This is a genomic window from Microcoleus sp. Pol14D4, from assembly GCF_036701245.1.
Taxonomy (GTDB): Bacteria; Cyanobacteriota; Cyanobacteriia; order Cyanobacteriales; family Microcoleaceae; genus Microcoleus.
Genome location: NZ_JAUBQM010000002.1, coordinates 41,936 through 60,170 on the forward strand (window position 1 = coordinate 41,936; position 18,235 = coordinate 60,170).

17 protein-coding genes are annotated in these 18,235 nt (G+C 46.2%); 9 read left to right on the plus strand and 8 right to left on the minus strand.

Annotated features, from left to right (window positions below):
• The first annotated feature begins 187 nt into the window (after positions 1 to 187).
• Both QUA33_RS01425 and QUA33_RS01430 read left to right on the plus strand, forming a co-directional pair.
• Entirely contained in the window at positions 188 to 919 is a 732-nt protein-coding gene (locus QUA33_RS01425) for a cytochrome c biogenesis protein CcdA (protein ID WP_333233091.1), read from the plus strand.
• A gap of 183 nt (positions 920 to 1,102) precedes the next feature.
• A complete protein-coding gene (locus QUA33_RS01430) occupies positions 1,103 to 2,494 on the plus strand; it encodes a cytochrome c biogenesis protein (protein ID WP_333145866.1) in 1,392 nt (463 codons plus the stop codon).
• Between the two features lie 449 nt (positions 2,495 to 2,943).
• Here the strand turns inward: QUA33_RS01430 and queF are convergent, their stop codons facing one another.
• A complete protein-coding gene (queF, locus tag QUA33_RS01435; RefSeq protein WP_333145870.1) occupies positions 2,944 to 3,363 on the minus strand; it encodes a preQ(1) synthase in 420 nt (139 codons plus the stop codon).
• A 145-nt stretch (positions 3,364 to 3,508) separates the two neighbouring features.
• Between queF and QUA33_RS01440 the strand changes: the two genes are divergently transcribed.
• Positions 3,509 to 4,105: a hypothetical protein gene (locus QUA33_RS01440; protein WP_333145872.1), complete on the plus strand. Its 597-nt coding sequence runs from the start codon at positions 3,509 to 3,511 to the stop codon at positions 4,103 to 4,105.
• Between the two features lie 84 nt (positions 4,106 to 4,189).
• Here QUA33_RS01440 and speD read toward each other — a convergent pair whose 3' ends face one another.
• From speD to QUA33_RS01465, 5 genes are all read right to left on the minus strand, one after another.
• On the minus strand, positions 4,190 to 4,612 hold the full coding sequence (gene speD, locus QUA33_RS01445) for an adenosylmethionine decarboxylase (protein WP_333098812.1): 423 nt from the start codon (positions 4,610 to 4,612) through the stop codon (positions 4,190 to 4,192).
• Positions 4,613 to 4,979: 367 nt separating this feature from the next.
• Positions 4,980 to 6,041 (minus strand): pentapeptide repeat-containing protein, encoded by a 1,062-nt coding sequence (locus QUA33_RS01450; protein ID WP_333098811.1) that lies wholly within the window; start codon positions 6,039 to 6,041, stop codon positions 4,980 to 4,982.
• 1,490 nt (positions 6,042 to 7,531) lie between these two features.
• Positions 7,532 to 8,740 (minus strand): histidine kinase, encoded by a 1,209-nt coding sequence (locus QUA33_RS01455; RefSeq protein WP_333145874.1) that lies wholly within the window; start codon positions 8,738 to 8,740, stop codon positions 7,532 to 7,534.
• A 405-nt stretch (positions 8,741 to 9,145) separates the two neighbouring features.
• Entirely contained in the window at positions 9,146 to 9,628 is a 483-nt protein-coding gene (locus QUA33_RS01460; protein ID WP_333145876.1) for a BON domain-containing protein, read from the minus strand.
• A gap of 510 nt (positions 9,629 to 10,138) precedes the next feature.
• On the minus strand, positions 10,139 to 10,693 hold the full coding sequence (locus QUA33_RS01465) for a hypothetical protein (RefSeq protein WP_333145878.1): 555 nt from the start codon (positions 10,691 to 10,693) through the stop codon (positions 10,139 to 10,141).
• A gap of 69 nt (positions 10,694 to 10,762) precedes the next feature.
• On the opposite strand from QUA33_RS01465, the gene QUA33_RS01470 reads away from it, so the two are divergent.
• The 3 genes from QUA33_RS01470 (at position 10,763) to QUA33_RS01480 (ending at position 13,973) form a co-directional block, all read left to right on the plus strand.
• The gene (locus QUA33_RS01470; protein ID WP_333145880.1) at positions 10,763 to 12,166 is read left to right on the plus strand and encodes an S-layer homology domain-containing protein; all 1,404 of its coding nucleotides are present in this window, start codon (positions 10,763 to 10,765) and stop codon (positions 12,164 to 12,166) included.
• A gap of 541 nt (positions 12,167 to 12,707) precedes the next feature.
• Positions 12,708 to 13,646: a histidine kinase gene (locus QUA33_RS01475; protein ID WP_333145882.1), complete on the plus strand. Its 939-nt coding sequence runs from the start codon at positions 12,708 to 12,710 to the stop codon at positions 13,644 to 13,646.
• Between the two features lie 129 nt (positions 13,647 to 13,775).
• Positions 13,776 to 13,973, plus strand: a complete 198-nt coding sequence (locus QUA33_RS01480) for a hypothetical protein (protein WP_333145884.1) — start codon at positions 13,776 to 13,778, stop codon at positions 13,971 to 13,973.
• A gap of 320 nt (positions 13,974 to 14,293) precedes the next feature.
• Here the strand turns inward: QUA33_RS01480 and QUA33_RS01485 are convergent, their stop codons facing one another.
• Both QUA33_RS01485 and QUA33_RS01490 read right to left on the minus strand, forming a co-directional pair.
• On the minus strand, positions 14,294 to 15,139 hold the full coding sequence (locus tag QUA33_RS01485; RefSeq protein WP_333145885.1) for a methyltransferase domain-containing protein: 846 nt from the start codon (positions 15,137 to 15,139) through the stop codon (positions 14,294 to 14,296).
• 13 nt (positions 15,140 to 15,152) lie between these two features.
• The gene (locus QUA33_RS01490) at positions 15,153 to 15,641 is read right to left on the minus strand and encodes a GNAT family N-acetyltransferase (protein WP_333145887.1); all 489 of its coding nucleotides are present in this window, start codon (positions 15,639 to 15,641) and stop codon (positions 15,153 to 15,155) included.
• Between the two features lie 111 nt (positions 15,642 to 15,752).
• Between QUA33_RS01490 and QUA33_RS01495 the strand changes: the two genes are divergently transcribed.
• The 3 genes from QUA33_RS01495 to QUA33_RS01505 all read left to right on the plus strand — a co-directional run bounded on the left by QUA33_RS01495 (position 15,753) and on the right by QUA33_RS01505 (position 18,231).
• On the plus strand, positions 15,753 to 16,634 hold the full coding sequence (locus tag QUA33_RS01495; RefSeq protein WP_333145889.1) for a LysR family transcriptional regulator: 882 nt from the start codon (positions 15,753 to 15,755) through the stop codon (positions 16,632 to 16,634).
• A 197-nt stretch (positions 16,635 to 16,831) separates the two neighbouring features.
• Positions 16,832 to 17,758, plus strand: coding sequence for a geranylgeranyl diphosphate synthase CrtE (crtE, locus tag QUA33_RS01500; RefSeq protein ID WP_333077874.1), 927 nt, complete (start codon positions 16,832 to 16,834; stop codon positions 17,756 to 17,758).
• A gap of 14 nt (positions 17,759 to 17,772) precedes the next feature.
• Positions 17,773 to 18,231, plus strand: a complete 459-nt coding sequence (locus QUA33_RS01505; RefSeq protein ID WP_333069238.1) for a divergent PAP2 family protein — start codon at positions 17,773 to 17,775, stop codon at positions 18,229 to 18,231.
• The last annotated feature ends 4 nt before the right edge of the window (positions 18,232 to 18,235 follow it).

Sequence of the window (18,235 nt, forward strand, 5' to 3'; positions counted from 1 at the left end):
CGTCAACAGCAAAAATATTAGATATTTAGTTTAAGCTCCCAGATTCATTTGTAGAGGCTCTCTAAAATATAAAATCGACTGTGGAGTCAATCTAAAATCTAAAATCTAAGGTCTAAAATCGCTCTGCTGTAGAGTCAATCTAAAATCTAAAATCTAAAATCTAAAATCTAAAATCTAAAATCGACTGATGGAAACCCTGCAAACTCAACTTTACGAACTAGCACAATTTGCTAATAATTTAGTAAACACTCAACTGACAAACCTCAGTTTAGTCAGCGTCGGAGTCATCTTTTTGGCAGGGTTGCTAACGAGCTTAACGCCCTGTATGCTTTCCATGTTGCCGATCACGATCGGCTACATCGGTGGATACGAAGCAAAAAGTCGCCTGCAAGCTGCAGCCCAGTCTGCGTGGTTTTCCCTGGGATTAGCCACCACCCTTGCGGGTTTAGGTATTGTAGCATCCTTTGCCGGACAAGTTTACGGCAAAATTGGCCTGGGTTTGCCGATTCTTGTCAGCATTATTGCTATTCTAATGGGGCTGAATTTACTCGAAGCTTTACCCTTGCAAATGCCGTCTTTTGACGCTGTGGGGTGGGTGCCGAAAGATTTGCCCGCAGGCGTGCGATCGTACTTATTGGGCTTAACTTTTGGTTTGGTAGCGTCTCCCTGCAGCACGCCTGTTTTAGCTACACTCTTAGCTTGGGTTTCCAAAACGGGAGATACAGTTTTAGGCGGTGTGCTGCTGCTGTTTTATGCTGCTGGCTACGTCGCTCCGCTGATTATAGCAGGGACTTTCACTGCTAGCATTAAAAAGTTGTTAGAATTACGTCGGTGGTCGAGTTGGATTACTCCTGTTAGCGGCGTTTTGCTAGTAGGATTTGGCGTTTTCTCTCTGCTTTCCCGGATACTTCCGGCTTAATTAAAATCGACATTATTCGGCTTGAAGCGGCGGTTGAAACCGCTACTACACAAACACAGTCCGCCTCCGCGGACTAAGAAAGAATGGGGAGATTCAAGCGGAATCTGATATTATGTGTTACTCACAAATAACCAGTAACCAATAACTAATAACCAGTAACCAATAACAAATAACCAATAACCGATGACATCAGAATCAAACTGGGCGACAGCCCCTCAAAAGTTTTTCAAGCGAGAAATCTTGCCGGTGCTAGCAGATTTGCGGCTGGCAATTATCTTGCTGCTGGCGATCGCATTTTTCAGCATTTCTGGCACTGTCATCGAACAAGGTCAATCAGTACCATTTTACCAATCTAACTATCCAGAACACCCCGCTTTGTTCGGCTTTCTAACTTGGAAAGTTGTGCTAATTGCAGGACTAGACCACGTATACCGGACTTGGTGGTTTTTGTCAATCCTAATTTTGTTCGGCAGCAGCTTAACAGCTTGTACATTTACCCGACAATTTCCCGCATTAAAAGCCGCCCGCCGCTGGAAATTTTATGAAGAACCAAAGCAGTTTGAAAAATTAGCTCTCAGTGCTGAATTAGAAACAGTTTCTTTAACTTCGTTAGAACAACTTTTGCAGCAAAAAAACTACCGCATATTTCGAGAAGGCGAAAAAGTTTATGCTCGCAAGGGAATAATTGGTAAAATCGGTCCGATTATTGTTCACGCCAGTATGCTAATTATTTTAGCTGGGTCGATGTGGGGCGCGATGACGGGATTTCTCGGTCAAGAAATGGTTCCCAGCGGTGAAACATTTCAGGTGCAGAATATCCTGGATGCGGGGCCTTGGGCGGGGCCGCAAATACCGAAGGATTGGTCGATGCGAGTTAATCGGTTTTGGATTGATTACACTCCCGAGGGTGGCATCGACCAATTTTACTCTGACCTGTCAGTTTTGGACAAAACAGGCCAAGAGGTCGATCGCAAAACCATTCATGTTAACCAGCCCCTCAGATACCGGGGAGTCACTTTTTATCAAGCAGATTGGGCAATATCCGCCCTGCGAGTTCGCCTCAACAAAAGCCCGGTTTTACAATTGCCAATGGCTCAGTTAGACACTCAAGGTAAAGGTCGAATTTGGGGTGCTTGGATTCCCACAAAACCAGATTTGAGTGCGGGAGTTTCTCTGCTAGCAAAAGACTTGCAAGGAACGATGTTAGTGTACGGTACGGATGGCAAATTGTTAACTACAGTTCGCGCGGGGACGGCGGTAGAAGTTAACGGAGTGATGCTGACAATTGACGAAGTTGTAGGCAGTACGGGATTGCAAATTAAAGCCGATCCAGGAATTCCAATAGTTTATACTGGCTTCGGGTTGCTAATGCTCAGCGTGCTGATGAGCTATCTGTCTCACTCGCAAATTTGGGCTTTGGAAAAAAACGGCAAACTCTACGTCGGCGGGCGCACGAATCGTGCCCAGGTAAGTTTTGAAAGAGAAGTTGTGGAGATTTTGGACAAGTTGGCAGAATCGAAAACAGCAGAGGAAAAAAGTACGATCGCCCCGGCTTCTGTTGCAAGTCAAAGCTAACCGTAGGGTGCGCTAGGCGCACCTTACACCAACGATAAATATCAAAAAGATTAGTTGAGTTTGTAGGGTGCGCCTTGCCAGATTTGTTGAGGTGGTCAATGTGAACCGGAGAAAAAGCAGAAAACCGCTATTTCACTTTCCGAGTTTTCAAATTTCAAGTAATGAAAATTTCTATACTGAGCTTTGGTTTACAAAATCCAAATGCTGAAACGCCTGTTTCTCGGTACTCTCCGATGGGGAACAAACTCAACCTACGCGCAGTACACACCCTACCAACTACGAGAGTTTAAGCGTTTGAAGGAATTTTTGACTACATTAAGAGGGCTGCCCTGACGCACTCTACAATTACTTACTAATTTTAACAATTTTATTGCTTAAAACCCTTGTGGGGTGCGCTTCGACGCCGCCCCACAATTAAATCTCAATGCCACAACAGCTCAATACCTACCCTACTTCTGGTGCGACACCTCAATCACAGTGTGCACGTTCCCCCGCGGCGAAAAATCTCCCTTAATCGTCGCTTCCAGCGGCGCGCAAGCCGCCACAAAATCGTCTAAAATTTGATTGATCGATTCTTCGTGAGAAATGTAGCGATCGCGATAACTGTTAACGTACAGTTTCAGCGCCTTTAACTCTACCACCCGCTCGTCGGGCACATAAGTAACGTGAATTGTCGCAAAATCTGGATAGCCAGAAAACGGACACTTGCAAGTAAACTCCGGCAAAGTAATGTTAATAGAGTAGCGCCGCCCGACTCGCGGATTCGGGAAAGTAATTAACTCCCCTTCCAATATCTGGCGTTCGCCGTATTTCATTTCCTCGGTGCTTGACTTTTGCGACATACTTTGTTCGGTGGCGTAGTTGTTCATAGCGATTGACTAATAACTTGTAACATTAAATTAAATTTACGTTCAATATTTGTAACAAATATCTTGACGAATTGTGTTGCGATCGATCTAATTGCAAATACTCTCAGGCTAAACTAAAACAAGTTCACCCTCGCCATCTACAATTATGCAAAATACTACCTTATCTGACAATACTTCCCCTGAAAACTCAAATAGTTACTCTCCATCGGTACCAATTTCCCTCTATCGAGAAGTCACGGCAGAGCTGCAAGCAGCCCAAGCGATGGTGGACTCCCTCAAAACCCACAATCAGCAATTAGTCCAACAAAATCAACAACTGCGGCGAGAAGTAGAAACAGTAGTTCAAGTATCCCAACAGTTACAGCAAGTAGTCAACTCTGCTCAGAGTGTCACCCAGACAGGGATGCCTCAGATGCCCTCAGTCAAATTCAATTTCAGCATTGAACCTCCGCCCCCAGCACCTGCCACCTCGCGGACTAACTCTACGGTACCTCAACCACCTCAGACAGTGGCTTTCCCCTTCCCACTACCGGAACCGGAGCCAAAAGGCTCCCCGATGCCGCAGCCACTTCCAGAAAAATTATTTACAGAGGTGCAGGAAACTCCTTACCGTGTGATATCTCAACCCAAAAAAACCTCAGACTTAAGCGGATTGTGGTTGGCCATCGCGATTTTTCTGATTGTCATTGCAGCTTTCGGCGCAGGTTATTTAGTTGTCCGCCCTTTATTAATGAAAAAGTAAATTCCAACAAGAATCCCACGGCTCAAGCCGTGGGATTTTAAACAAAACCTAGCATAAAATATTCAAAGTTACGCTAATTGGCCATCATGCTCGGGCGGCACTCGTTTCTACTGAACGAGGCGCATACTGCTCTTCACAAGCAGAACCTACGATGCCCACCCCTGGCTCGAAACCGCGCGTAAACTCAGTGAGTTTTACCTGTTTAGCTTCCAAAGCTGTCTGTAGCACCTTCATGGCTCGGTGAGGGTCGCCGGCTCCGCAGAAAAATAAGTCTGCAGCAAAATAACCGTGTTCAGGCCAAGTATGGATTGCTATATGAGACTCTGCCAAAGTAGCAGTAGCTGTCACTCCGTGAGGACTAAACTGGTGTACGCACAAATCGATGAGAGTAGCTCCTCCGGCTTCGATCGCATCGAGTATGGCGCGGCGGATACGTTCAGGATCGTTGAGCAGGTCTCCAGGAGACTGCCAAGCATCAGCGACCAGATGGGTTCCCAATTGTTTCATTCTGCGGGGTTTTACCTCTAACTCACAATGTCTCAAACCTTTTGACGATAGCACGGTGTCTAGAAATTTTCAAGTAAATTCCAAAAATATTTCAAAAATAGCGGCGATCGCGAGGATATCAGGGTTTTTTGGGGCGCTCTGACCTCGATCGAGTTCGGGTTGAGTTCGATTTGAGTTCGATATTTCCTGCCAAAATCGGCTTTCGGTAGAATGCGGTTAAAGCCCAACCGCTTTAATCAGCTCGTGGCGATGGAAAAGGCTAGAAAGCAGGAAGGGCCAGCACTCTTGGCACAGCCCCTACATAAACCGGGTTTCTCGGTGTTCGATTTTTTGAAGTTGAGCCACTTAATTATGGTTAGTCAACTCATCAATCCCGGCTGTGAGTAGCTCCATTGGGCAAAATCGCCCCGCCCAAAGCTGCTTCATTCAAGTTAGCAACATTCAAGCTCGCCCCAATCAAATTAGCCTCCGACAAATTAGTTCCTGTCAAATTCGCCCCGGTCAGAGAACTCAGCAGCAAACCCGCTCCCGATAAATTGGCGTGACTCAAATTCGCCCCCCGCAAATCCGCTTCCAGCAAGCTAGCACCTGCCAAATTCGCACCGCTCAAATTAGCTCCCCGCAAAGAAGCTTTGTTCAAATTCGCAGCCCTCAAATCAGCATTGTGCAGAATCAAACCATTCAAATTTGCTTTGCTCAAATTAGCTCCCTGCAAATCGGCACCGCTCAAATTAGAGCCATTTAGATTGGCGGATTGTAAGTCAGCACCGCTCAAGTCAGCTCCGCTCAAATTAGCAGCGCAAATAGAAGCCTCCCGCAGACTTGCTTCGCTCAAACTAGCCCCAACCAAATTGACACCGCTGAGATTTCCGCGATTGAGATAAGCCCTAGTTAAAGTTGCTCCGCTCAGGTTCGCCCCGTTCAAATCTACCTCGCTGAGAATCGCTCTAGTCAGATTAGCTCTGCTTAAATCAACACCGCTCATAATTGCTCGGCTCAGCGTCGCCCCGCTCAAATTAGCCTCAGTTAGTTTCGAGCCGCTTAGCAAACAAGCTCCTACTAAACTCGCTCCAGTCATAACTGCTTTGCTCAAGTCAGCCTGAGACAGTATTGCTCCGCTGAGATTGGCCCCGCTAAAATCTGCGGCGATCGCCACAGTTCCAGTTAAACTAGAACTCCCCAGATTAGCTTCAATTAATTTCGCCTTAGACAAATTAGCCCCGCTCAAGTCGGCGGCGTTTAAATTAGATCCAATCAGTTTGCTTCTAATTAAGTTAGCACCTTTCAAATTAGCGCTGCTCAAATTTGTTCTACTGAGATTAGCTTCACTCAAATGAGCTGCAATGAGGTTGGTCCCTCGAAAATCTCGTTCCCCGTTTCTATGTCTAATTAAAAGTTCATCGGCACTTAAAATTTCAGTGAAATTCATAAAAAAATTGAGTGAGTTTCCTTAATTTCTCGATGTTCTATGTTGTGTGAAAGTTTGTACTATCGTGTTTGCCAGTCAGTTTTTTAAACTAATACTGCCACATTAACAATTGTCAAAACTGCTTGATTCCTACCATCACCCTGCTCACTTAGTTATAATTTATGAAAATAAACCGGGTTCTGGTATAATCTGAGTTTGGCTAGCGCGGAAGTTATGAAAAAATCGCGTTTCTCGCCGCCTGTAAGTCCTGTAAGTATTATTTTGCTAGTAATTAGTTAGTTGTTAATGGTTAGTTGTTAATGGTTAGTTGTATTTATACTAACTGGTAACAACTAAATATTACCTGCTAACTCTTTACCAAAATACCGAGAAGTTGTCGATCGATCTTGTCAAGGTCGATCGAATATTTGGATTATTGCTGGCGGCATCCGCGCGGCCTTCTCACCCGAAAATTTGCCAGTACAGGCGATCGAATTTATGAGTGCAATCAAGAAAGAAGATATCCGAGCTTCAACGCCTAATGCCTTCTAAATAAGTGCTTTCTACCTTCGAGTAACCCGGACGGCAGCACCAGGCCAGCTCAGCTAGTGTCACCTCCCCCCACTGTGCTCCGTGCCAGTGAAAACCAACAGGAAGGCTGTTTCCCTCGGAGTGCTGAGCGAATCGCCGGCGAAGCAAGCAATACGCTGTGCTGAGCCTGAGATTGCGCGAAAAAATGGATCGCGAGTCGTTCCCGTATTCCCGCGCTGCTGTGCTTGCTGTTAATGTTTTCTCGATCCATGAGCGCTTGCGGTTCTAATTTACAGAACTCTCGACACCAGACGCGCTCCCGGACATAAAAGCTGTTCCTGGGCTTCTCAAATGTTTCTCTGAGGCATTCCCAGAAAAACTGTATTCATGCCGCAGGTCTTGCCAACAGCAATTGGGCTGCTACAGCCAAGCAATGACCAGCCTAAGTCTTGCGGGAAGGCGACGACAATATTATTCTAATAGCTGCCGACCACTGCATGCCGTACTCGGCGCGCGGGACTGGCTACTTCACCTGTATAAGTTGCTGAAATTAGCTACCCATAATTAAAGATAGTCGCTCTTTGACTAACTGGGCAATATCTGTGGTAATTTAGGTCATTAAATTTGATAATACTGCGGGGTTTAAAATCGAGCAGTAGTGAGTGTTACAGACTAAAAAACCGCTGCGGATTTCTGCTGTTAAAATTCAGGGAGCCGATCGATCCTCCGGCGCAAAGCCGAGCTCACGGACTGGGACCCCAATCAAAATTAAACTTTTGACAGGTGGCTTTTTTAAGTTCCCAGAACAAAACAAAAGCCGGCTTTCAGATAAAAAGCCGACTTTTGAGATAATTTTACCGACGAAGCGTAAAACCGCTAGCTCGCCGATGTTGGTTGGATCGCTTTCGACAATCCGAGTCCGGGAGTGCGACTACCCTGCTGGAAGTAGAAACAATCCCCAAACAAAGTCTGAATTATTATTAAATCCGACGGTGGCCGGTGATGCCCTGATTGGGATCGTAAATATCAGCCGTGGTATCAACACCGGGAGTGCCAGGAGCGCCGTAATCAGCCCGAGAAGTATCTACGCTGGGATAGTCGTAGGTGTTCCAATGTTGAATACCTCCGCGACTCAGAATGCTTTCGGCTTGAGCGACTTCTGTTTCGCTGCCGTCAACCAGTACCAAGTAATCTCCTCTCGCTACGCGATCGTTGTATGCTCTAGCTTCCTCTTCGGGAATTCCCATACCGACTAAAGCTCCGATCAAGCCGCCTGCTGCTGCACCCAAAGCCGTACCGGCAAGTGTAGTGGCGATCGCCGTAGCTGAGGCTCCTGCCAGCATAATCGGCCCGATTCCCGGAATTGCCACTAGGCCCAGACCTACCAACAAGCCTGTCAAACCGCCCAAAGTACCACCTGTGAGTGCGCCCTTTGTGGCTCCTTCATCGGATTTGTTGTCCGCGCTGTCATGAACGTCAATGCCTGCGATGTCTCCTTTCGAGTCAGCATCCTTAGCGATGACCGAAACCCGATTCATGTCGAAACCGGCAGTTCTCAGTTCTCCCAGTGCGTGTTCCGTTTCGCGGCGGGTTGAAAATACTCCCACGGCGCGCTTCTGGCGACCCGAAGCTCTGCGACCGGTGTCTGCCGGCACATCGTAAATGCCCCAATCCTGAATGCCCCGCACGCTCATAATTCCTTCGGCTGTGGCAAGTTCGGCATCTGTTCCTTCTACGAATACCAAATATTCTCCGCGCGAGACGCGATCGTTATAAACTTTAGCTTTTTCTTCGGGAACTCCCAAGCCGACCAAACCGCCGACCAAACCGCCTGCTGCAGCCCCAATCGCGCCTCCGACCACAGTATCTGCCAGCAGAGTTGCGATCGCACCCCCTGCCATCACCGGACCCACTCCCGGAATCGCTAGCGCTCCAATGCTTCCGAGTAACCCAATCAAACCCCCCGTCACTGCTCCCGCTGTCGCGCCTGCTTTGGCACCACCGCCCACTTTCTCGTCGGTACCCTTACCAGCGGTAGCGCCCGCAATTTCGTTGCGATCGAGATTTTCCCCAACTACCGAAACTTTATTCATCGGAAACCCGGAACTTTGTAGCTCCTTCAGGGCTAGTTCCGTATCTCGGTAAGTAGAAAATGCTCCTACAGCTCGCTTGTGTTGACCTAAAGCCATTTTCTTTCTCCTGCAAAATATACTACTTTTTCACAACCACAGAATTTATGCTCTGCTTGCTGCCATCAATCACATTTATTCATTCTTTCCCAACAATTTTCATCGGTCGCTGGGAATAACCTCTGTCTCTATCTTCAGGCTGGTTTCCAACTAATTCTCCGGGATGGGAAATCGGAAATTAGGAAGGGGAAAGTGTAGGTCTTGCGGGAGTTTTGAGTTCATGAATTTTAACTTCAATTTAAACTCTTTAACTTAAAACCACGCTCTCCCTATAGAGTTACCTAAGCGTTGCGATCAGCTCCGAAAGCAATCTTACAATGCCAAACTTTACCCTCTACCCTCAGACTTCTCTCCTAGATAACTACATCCTTTTCCCTTCTTTTCCTCGGACTTCTTCCTTCACATTTATTGATTGCTGCTAGGCGATGCGGATGCAGCGGGGGCGACAACAGCGGTAACATTGACCTGTTTAACACCCTTAATCTCTTTAGCTAGTGGCTCAATTTTAGCTAAATCAGTTTGATTGGGAACTGTGCCACCTACGGTGACAACCCCGTCTTTTGCATCAACAGTTAGCTGACCTTTAGTGATGTTTACTTCTAACTTGGAGCGCACTTCACTTTGGAGGTCGCCATCGGCTCTTATAGCATCGCCACCCGTCACATTGTTGCGCTGTTCTCTGGCCCTGATATCAGAATTTGCTTGGTTTTTGCGAATATCGCTCGTTGCGTCACCCTGAGTTTTTTGAACTGTCTCCGCTGGGGGCGGGCTGGTGGTATTTTCTGTGGTAGAATTAGGAGCATCAGCGCTAGTTTTAGCCCCTTCGCTGCAAGCAGCAGCTCCAAATAACAGGATGCCGCTGAGGAGAATGGGTGTTAGTTTGTTCATAATATGTTAATACCCTCCGGGTAAGCTTTCGATGAGCCTGACTTCCTTGACTTCACTTCCTTGACTTTGTTGAGCCAGATGGGAGCCAGATGGGAGCCAGATGGGAGCCAGATGGAGCAAGAGAGCATCTTTGCTTGTGCTTTCTGCGATTTAAAAATCCTTATATCAAATATATAAACTTGAGGAAGTATCTACATCGCTCCACAGGTGTAAAATTTATCTATTCCGTTAGATAGAGTACAAAAAATAAAATAAGGTCTTAAGTCACATTTAACTTAATGAGTTCTGACCGCATTATTCCTCAGAAACTCGGTTGATGCCGAAATTTTTCTTTGCCCAGGTCACTTTTTTCCTAGACAACAAGTTGAAAAGCGTAAGTTTTATTAATAAATTCGATCGCCAATCCCAACTAATTTTTCTCTATTCCCTGGAACCTGTGACTTATTCCCTCAACCTCTCTCCATTAAATATGTTAAATTTCCTACACTACTCATTGCCAAACTTCCTGCTTCAAAACAAACGAAAAGAGTCTAGAAATTTTTGAGCACTTTCTGGTTCTGGGGTAGTGGCAACCAGGCCGTAAACGCGCGTTTCCACCAAAAAAACTTGACCTACACCTACGGGTTCACTGGGAGAAAGCGGCTGAAACTCAAATTCTTTTCCGGGATAGCCTCCGAGGGAAATATCCCGCACCTGCAAAACTTTAGCATTCGCTGCCACGACGAAAAAATCAACGGCATTATTTAAAGTAATTCTGGTATTATTGATATTATTGTTCCTCAGCCGAAAATCAAGGTCAAAGTATTGAAGCAAATAAGTTTCTTTGTTTTTTAAGTTCGATCGGTATGTATGAGCAATAATTTGATTTGAAAAAGTTTCGGAATTAATTTTGGGATTTGCGGGCATATCGATCGCAAACTGACCCATCGCCGAGCAAAATGGCTGCCACTCTGGCGTCTGAATTTCTGCCCGCAGCGGGGCTGGTTGAGATGCAGCGGGACGGGCAAACTTGACAGGGTATGAAACTAATGTAGCAGTAACTAGAAGTAAATACAGAAATTTCATTTGGGTAAAAATTATATATGCCCGATCGATCTGCGCTAGCCTAGAAATATATCTGCAAAGGGGCGATTTATGCTGAATATTATATTTACTCAACGGCAAGGCAAATCTCCAGGTCGATCTAAAACCAATATACTCGCTGCTGTAAATACTTGGCTGGCTGTGTGTCTGTTGGCTGCTGTCACAGCTTGTGCAAACAGCCCCAACAGCAAGGCCCTCGAAGAATCATTAGCCGCCGATCCCACATTAAAACAAAACCCAGTAGTTTTCTCTTCCCCGCCACCAGCGACAGCAATAGAGACAAACTCTACCGCCAAACTTCCTCCCGATTTCCCGACAGAGATTCCACTCTATCCTAATGCTGAGTTAATAGAAGTTGGTGGGCAAACCGATCCGTCGCAAAAAAATGTGCGGCTGCGCTGGGAAAGCACTGATCCTGTTAATTCGGTTCAGAACTTTTACTCCACAGAGTTTGGGCGTCGCAACTGGGAAATAGTCAGCCGCCCCACCGCCGAGGGACAAGGTTCTTTGGTAGCAACGCGAGATAATTTACGGGTAACTGTGTCGCTTTCTCCTACTCAGAAAGTAGGGGGTTCTACAGAATTTGCGATCGACTACAGCAAAGAAAGCCCCGAAATTGCCACCAGTCCCCAACCTAACAATTCCGAGTCTAGCGCATCTCCAACCGCTTCACCAAGTCCATCTAATTCAGAGGAAACTACTCCAACGCCATCCGCCTCGCCAAAATCAGCACAAGTTAGCCAACTAGATACCCAAATTCCTCAACAGTTGCGGCAGTATGTAGCTGATTTAAGTCAGTTGGAAGTGCTGAAAGTGCGATCCTCTCCGAGCGCTTCGCTAACGACAGAAAGTGCTAATTTAGAAACAGCCAGCACTTTGCCCAAACCCAACAAAATTGTCACTCGCCGCGAATACGCCCGCTGGTTAGTAGCAGCTAACAATCAGATTTATGCTAGCCGTCAAGCCAAACAAATTAGATTAGCTGTAGACTCTAGCGAACCAGCCTTTTCTGACGTACCCAAAACAGACCCGGATTTTTCAGCAATTCAAGGTTTAGCAGAAGCCGGTGTAATTCCGAGTTCGCTTTCGGGTGAAAGTAAAGATGTGAAATTTCGCCCCGATGCACCTTTAACTCGCGAAACAATGATTCTCTGGAAAGTGCCTTTAGATAGTCGTCAAGTTTTACCGACAGCTAACATTGACGGAGTGAAAGAAAAGTGGGGTTTTCAAGATGCTTCTAAGATTGATTCCCAGGCATCGCGGGCAGTTTTAGCTGATTTTAACAATGGAGATTTGGCGAATATTCGCCGCGTTTTTGGTTTTACTACTCTGTTTCAGCCGAAGAAAGCCGTGACTCGCGCCGAAGCTGCTGCTAGTTTGTGGTATTTTGGCGTTCAAGATCAGGGATTGTCTGCTAAAGATGCCCTGGAAGCAAAGTCTCAACCAGCTCAATAGAGTTGTTTAGGGTGGTTAAAAGTTTTGAACACACCCTCTACTTACCAATACCCAGGAAACCGGGTTTTTTCTCTGTAAGCAAACCCGGTTTCTGCGTCCAAGACTGCCGAAATTTTACCAATTTTTGATCGATCGGCGTGCGATCGCCCGCCACAAAAATTGCAGATTGAGTTTCTAGGAGTTCGGTGAATATGGCTTACCCAGAAACCGACTTTTATCTACGAAAATGCCCTGTAAAACGCGAGGCATATCCGGTGAAAAACTCCGTTTCTTTAATTTCTTTAGGAGAGTTGTCATTAAATTTTTTTTTAAGGATTGTACATCTGCTTTTCTGTCCTTGTCGCCTACCCTAGGAAATAGATTTTTTTTTGCTTTAATCTTAATTTCTGTATCCTGCCAGACAAGGGCTGCATTTGGCGGGCTAATTTTATACATATTTTCACTAACACTTTGTTCAAAACTCTCAGTAGGATTCCGGATGCCGTAGCGGCCTTAACGATAAATGAACAAGAGTGTTTGAGCTCTTGGAGAGCATTTTTTCATGTACGATATTACCTTATTTACCCCGCAAGACATGGCTAAATGCAGCTTAGTCCTGCGCCACTTAGGTAGAAATACTGCTAGTATGGAAGCCACCAGCCAGAAGATTGTTAACTATATTTACCAACATTTTTGCGATTCGCAAACTGGAGAAAATAGCTGTGCCTTAGTGCGTTTGTTCAAAACTCATCCCTACCGGGAATTAGAAGACTCATTGCAACAATCCGCCCGCCGCTTGATGAAGGGCAATTCCCCCGCCGCCGACATGAAATGTTGGACTCTGCTAGCAGCCGCAGGCACAGAACCGCAGTGGAATTCTCGGCACACAGCAGCAGAAAATAGAGCTATTCCATTAGTTAGCACAAAATTAGTGGCTCAAATGCCGGCGATTTCGGAAATAATCCGGCAGTTTGGTTTAGACATTCCTACATTCCTCGGAAGTGAGCCAGAAAGGTTCCTGCAATTAGAGCCGGCAGTATTAAATATTTTTTATGTATCAGAGGCAAAAGGCAGCCCCTTTATTCCTGAGCAAAATTCTTTAATTATTCCCTACAATGTCAAGTCTGTCTTGGGATTTGGGGGACTTCTGCCGTCAGGAAGTTTGTTTGCGGTAGTGATGTTCCTGAAAGTTAAAATTTCCCAACGCAGGGCTGAAATGTTTAAAGATTTGGCACTTAGTGTCAAAACAGCATTGTTCCTTCCCGACGAAAAGAGTGTTTTTGAATATTCAGAAAAGCCTACAACCTTTCTTACAAATAACAATAATTGCGAAACCCAATTACTGGAATATCAAGTGGCTACTCTGATGCAATTGCTGGACTTTTCAGAACAAGAAATGCTGAGACAAGCCGCTCAGTTTCAACAGATTATTGACAATTTACAGCGAGAACTTGCCGAACACAAAAATAAGGAACAAGCTTGGAAAATAAGCCAAAGTTAATTTACAGGAATCCTCAATATTCCCAATGATGCTACTTTGCAAATCGAGGAAAATCACGAAATTCAGCGTTTTAATCAAGGGGAAGAACAGATTTAAACTAAGGTCTGTGTTTAGCAACCCGGTTTATCCATGAAACCGAGTTGTTGCGGTGTTTGCGGATACGAATTTACGATCGCACATTTTCCCGATCGAGTTTTTCGCTATCAGCAAATTTACAAATGGCTAGCGGGGCAGTTTGCTGCGGGAAATTGGTCGCACTGGGGAGAAGGGCTAAACGCTTTGACCGTAACTTTTGTAGTATTTGTTATGTATGTTTTTAAGTGTTAGTTCGTTTTTGCTTTCGGCTCCCTATGGAAGCGTCAGCTTAGATTATTATTTGTTAAGGAAGAGTCTATTTTGGTTGAGGCTAAGTATCATGCCAACAATATTTTTTATTTGGCCGGCTTACCCCTACAAATATGACTGTAAAATTCAACATCCGAAAAGCCTGATTCGTAAGCTTTTGGCAGGGGATAATTGATGGGGATCTACACAAAAGCGCAGTTACAATAGGAAAAGAAAATAACTGCTGGGACTAGCGTGCGGCGCGATGGGGATACTGAGTGGACGAAGGCTACAAATCGGGGAGATTTGTAGCCTTATATTTGTCAATAGGAATTTTTGACAGCAACAACGCGAATTCGGCGATAATCTGCAATCCAATTACCATCGCGGTACAGCGTCGGCCGCAAACGCTCTTCAACGGAGTTCATTACCTGCGATCGCACACCATCAGACAACCCCGACAAAAACTCGCCAGCAAACATTTCAATCCAATTTACCATACCCGCGCTGCCACCTTCTAGGGAAGTCGGGCGATCGAACAAAACGGCATAACTAACCTCAAATCCCTGCTTTTCCAAAAGCCCAGCATACTCGCCAATACTCGGAAAATACCAAGGATTAAGCGCTTCAGGCTCCTGGCAGCCAATTTCTGACAAAACACTCAAAATTGCCCGGACGATCGCCCCCACGTTCCCCTTACCGCCAAACTCAGCCACAAAACGCCCTCCAGGCTTCAGCGCTTTTTCCACACAATTAATCACAGCGTCCGGCTGTTTAATCCAATGCAAAACCGCATTAGAAAACACAGCATCTAACGGCTCTTCTACTTGAAAAGTCATCGCATCCGCTGTATCGAACTTGATGTGAGGATAGTTAACTTTGGCCGTGGAAATCATCGACAAAGATGAATCAATACCTTGCACCAAAGCACCACTTTGAGCAATCTTTTCAGTTAACTGTCCCGTACCGCAGCCCAAATCCAGAATTTGTTCACCAGCCTTCGGAGCAAGTAACTCCAAAAGAGATTCGCCGTACTGCCAAACAAAAGCATGATTTTTCTCATAAAGAGCGGTATTCCAAGAATTTTGTGCCATGATAACTACCCTAAATTTGTCTTCTATTTCTCTGTGTTCTCTGTGTTCTCTGCGGTTAAAAAAATTCTTCTTCACAAAACCAACCAACTTATTTGTTGGCGAGTTGGGCTATCGCACTTCCCTCGATTCGGCAAACCCTAATATTTTCCAAAATGCGCGCTCCCTGCTTTTCATAAAAAGCAATTCCCGGCGCATTGCCAGTATTAACAGTCCATTCCATACGCCCGCAATTTGTGGACTCAGCAATTTGTGCCAAATACTTTAACAGCGCTGTGCCGACTCCCATTCCTCGCATAGGATCTCGCACAAATAAATCATCAAGCCAAAGACACGGCTGCGTCAATAAACTTGAATAGGAGGAATAAAAAAGAGCAAAGCCTACCGCTGTTCCTGCAACTTCAGCCAACAAAACCCGCACTAGCAGAGGCTGGCAAAACAACGTTTGCTGCAATTTATCTGCTGTTGCTGCCAACAAATTTTTAGATCCATCAAATTCGCTTTTTTGCGAGATAAAATCCATGATTAATTCCAAATCTGCTAGCTCTGCTTCTCTAATTTTGATATCCAAATTAGCCATTGTTTAATTTTCAATGTCGCCTATTAATCACTGTATGAAATATCATCATTAATGTCCAATATATGTTTGACTCACAACTTATACTTTTAAAATATAAATGATTGGGGAGCTATGGAACTTCGGCATTTGCGTTATTTCATTGCAGTTGCAGAGGAACTGAATTTCACTCGCGCAGCCGAAAAACTGCATATTGCCCAACCTCCGCTGAGCCAACAAATCCAGCATTTGGAGGCAGAATTGGGGTTTCAACTGTTTCGCCGCACCAAGCGGACGGTGCAGTTAACGGCAGCGGGACAGGTTTTTTTCGAGGAGGCCGGGAAAATTCTGCAGCAAGTCGATCGAGCAATTCAACTCGGCCGACAAACCAGTCGGGGCGAACTCGGACAATTGACGATCGGCTTTGTGAGTTCCGCAGCACACAACGTGGTTCCAGCGATTTTGCAGGCTTTTCGCACTCGGTGTCCCGCCGTCAAGCTCGAACTGCACGAACTGACGACAAACGAACAGTTGCAGCGGCTGCGGTTCGGGCAAATTGATATCGGCTTCGTGCGCCCTCCGGTTGAGGAAGACGGGATAAATTCTGAAATCATTTTTCGAGAACCGCTGATCGTGGCACTGCCAGAAACGCATCCGGCGGCCGATCGCACGCATCTTGAATTACGCGAACTTTCCACGGAACCGTTCATCCTATTTCCCCGATCCCAGGCTCCGGGATTGTACGATGCGATCGTCAGTCTTTGTCAGCAAGCAGGTTTTAGCCCTCGCGCGGCTCAAGAAGCAATTCAAATGCAGACAATTGTCAGCTTGGTAGCGGCCGAGATGGGAGTGGCGATCGTCCCGGCATCAATGCAAAATTTTCAACGCAGCGGGGTTGTTTACAAAGCGTTACCAGAATCAACCTGCATTGTGGCGATCGCTCTGATTTGGCGCAGCGATCCAACGGCGGCGGTGCAGCGCTTTTTGGAAGTCGCCAGACTTCAGCAGCGGATTTGATATTTGAGATTGTAAATTTGAGATTGACTGGTAAATTGACAAAGTTATCAAAACTCAAAGATTTTCTGTGCAACAACACCCGTAGAATGATTAATTGATGCTCGGAGTTCGAGCAACTACCGCCGTAAAAGTCGGCACGATCCGACCCCAACGGATCACAATATCCCACGTAACTATTCAGTACAAGAGAGCAAGGGATGGTATTGGCAACAGAAATGGGTTCGTCCCAACCGGAATCCTCTTTCGATTTATCTACTTATCTAGTCAATCGAAAAGAGGCGATCGAGGTAGCTCTCGACAGTGCACTGCCGGTCATCTACCCAGAGAAAATTTACGAAGCAATGCGCTACTCGCTGCTAGCGGGGGGCAAGCGCCTGCGTCCGATCCTGTGTCTGGCTAGCTGCGAACTGGCCGGCGGCACTACATCTATGGCAATTCCCACAGCTTGCGCTTTGGAAATGATCCACACGATGTCGCTGATTCACGACGATTTGCCGGCAATGGACAATGACGACTACCGGCGCGGCAAACTGACGAACCACAAAGTCTACGGCGAGGATATCGCCATTTTGGCTGGCGATGGTTTGTTGACCTATGCTTTTGAATTTATCGCCACTAAAACTCAGAACGTACCCCCCCAGCAGGTGTTGCAGACGATCGCCCATTTAGCGCGGGCATCGGGTGCTGCTGGACTTGTAGGCGGTCAGGTGGTTGATTTGGAATCGGAAGGAAAGACAGATGTTTCTCTGGAAACTTTGAATTACATTCACGCTCACAAAACAGGCGCGCTGTTAGAGGCCTGCGTAGTTTGTGGGGCAATTCTGGCTGGGGCCTCAGCAGCAGATTTGCAGCGGCTGTCTCGTTTCGCTCAAAATATTGGGCTGGCTTTCCAGATCGTTGACGACATTTTGGATATTACTGCTACCCAAGAAGAACTGGGCAAAACTGCTGGCAAAGATGTTCAAGCAGGGAAAGTCACTTATCCGAGTTTGTGGGGAATTGAGGAGTCTCGGCGCCAAGCTTCGCAGCTTGTTGCTGATGCTAAGGCTCAATTGGCAGTGTTTGGGAGCAAAGCTCTACCGCTGCTGGCGATAGCCGATTTTATTACCAGCCGGAGTAACTAGAAATACCAAACACTATGCAGGAAATTTGCAGCGCCATCTTAAACAATCATGTACTCGTGGTTGCTTTGCTCGCTTGTCTGGCGGCTCAGATCATGAAGCTGCCGATCGAGTTGGTCAAAAATCGCAAGTTTAATCTTCGGTATTTGGTAACAACGGGGGGAATGCCCAGCGCTCACTCGTCTTTTGTGGGCGCTTTGGCTGCTGGAGTCGGACAAACGATGGGATGGGAAAGTCCGGATTTTGCGATCGCTGCGATCTTTGCAATTATTGTGATGTATGACGCAGCAGGCGTCCGCCAAGCTGCAGGCAAGCAAGCTCGCATCCTCAACCAAATTATTGACGAGTTTTTTGAGGAAGATCACAACCTTAATGAGGCTCGCCTGAAAGAGTTGTTGGGACACACTCCTTTTCAAGTGCTTGTGGGTTTGGGGTTAGGAATCACTATTGCTTGGATCGCAGGGCCTGCATATTAGTTAA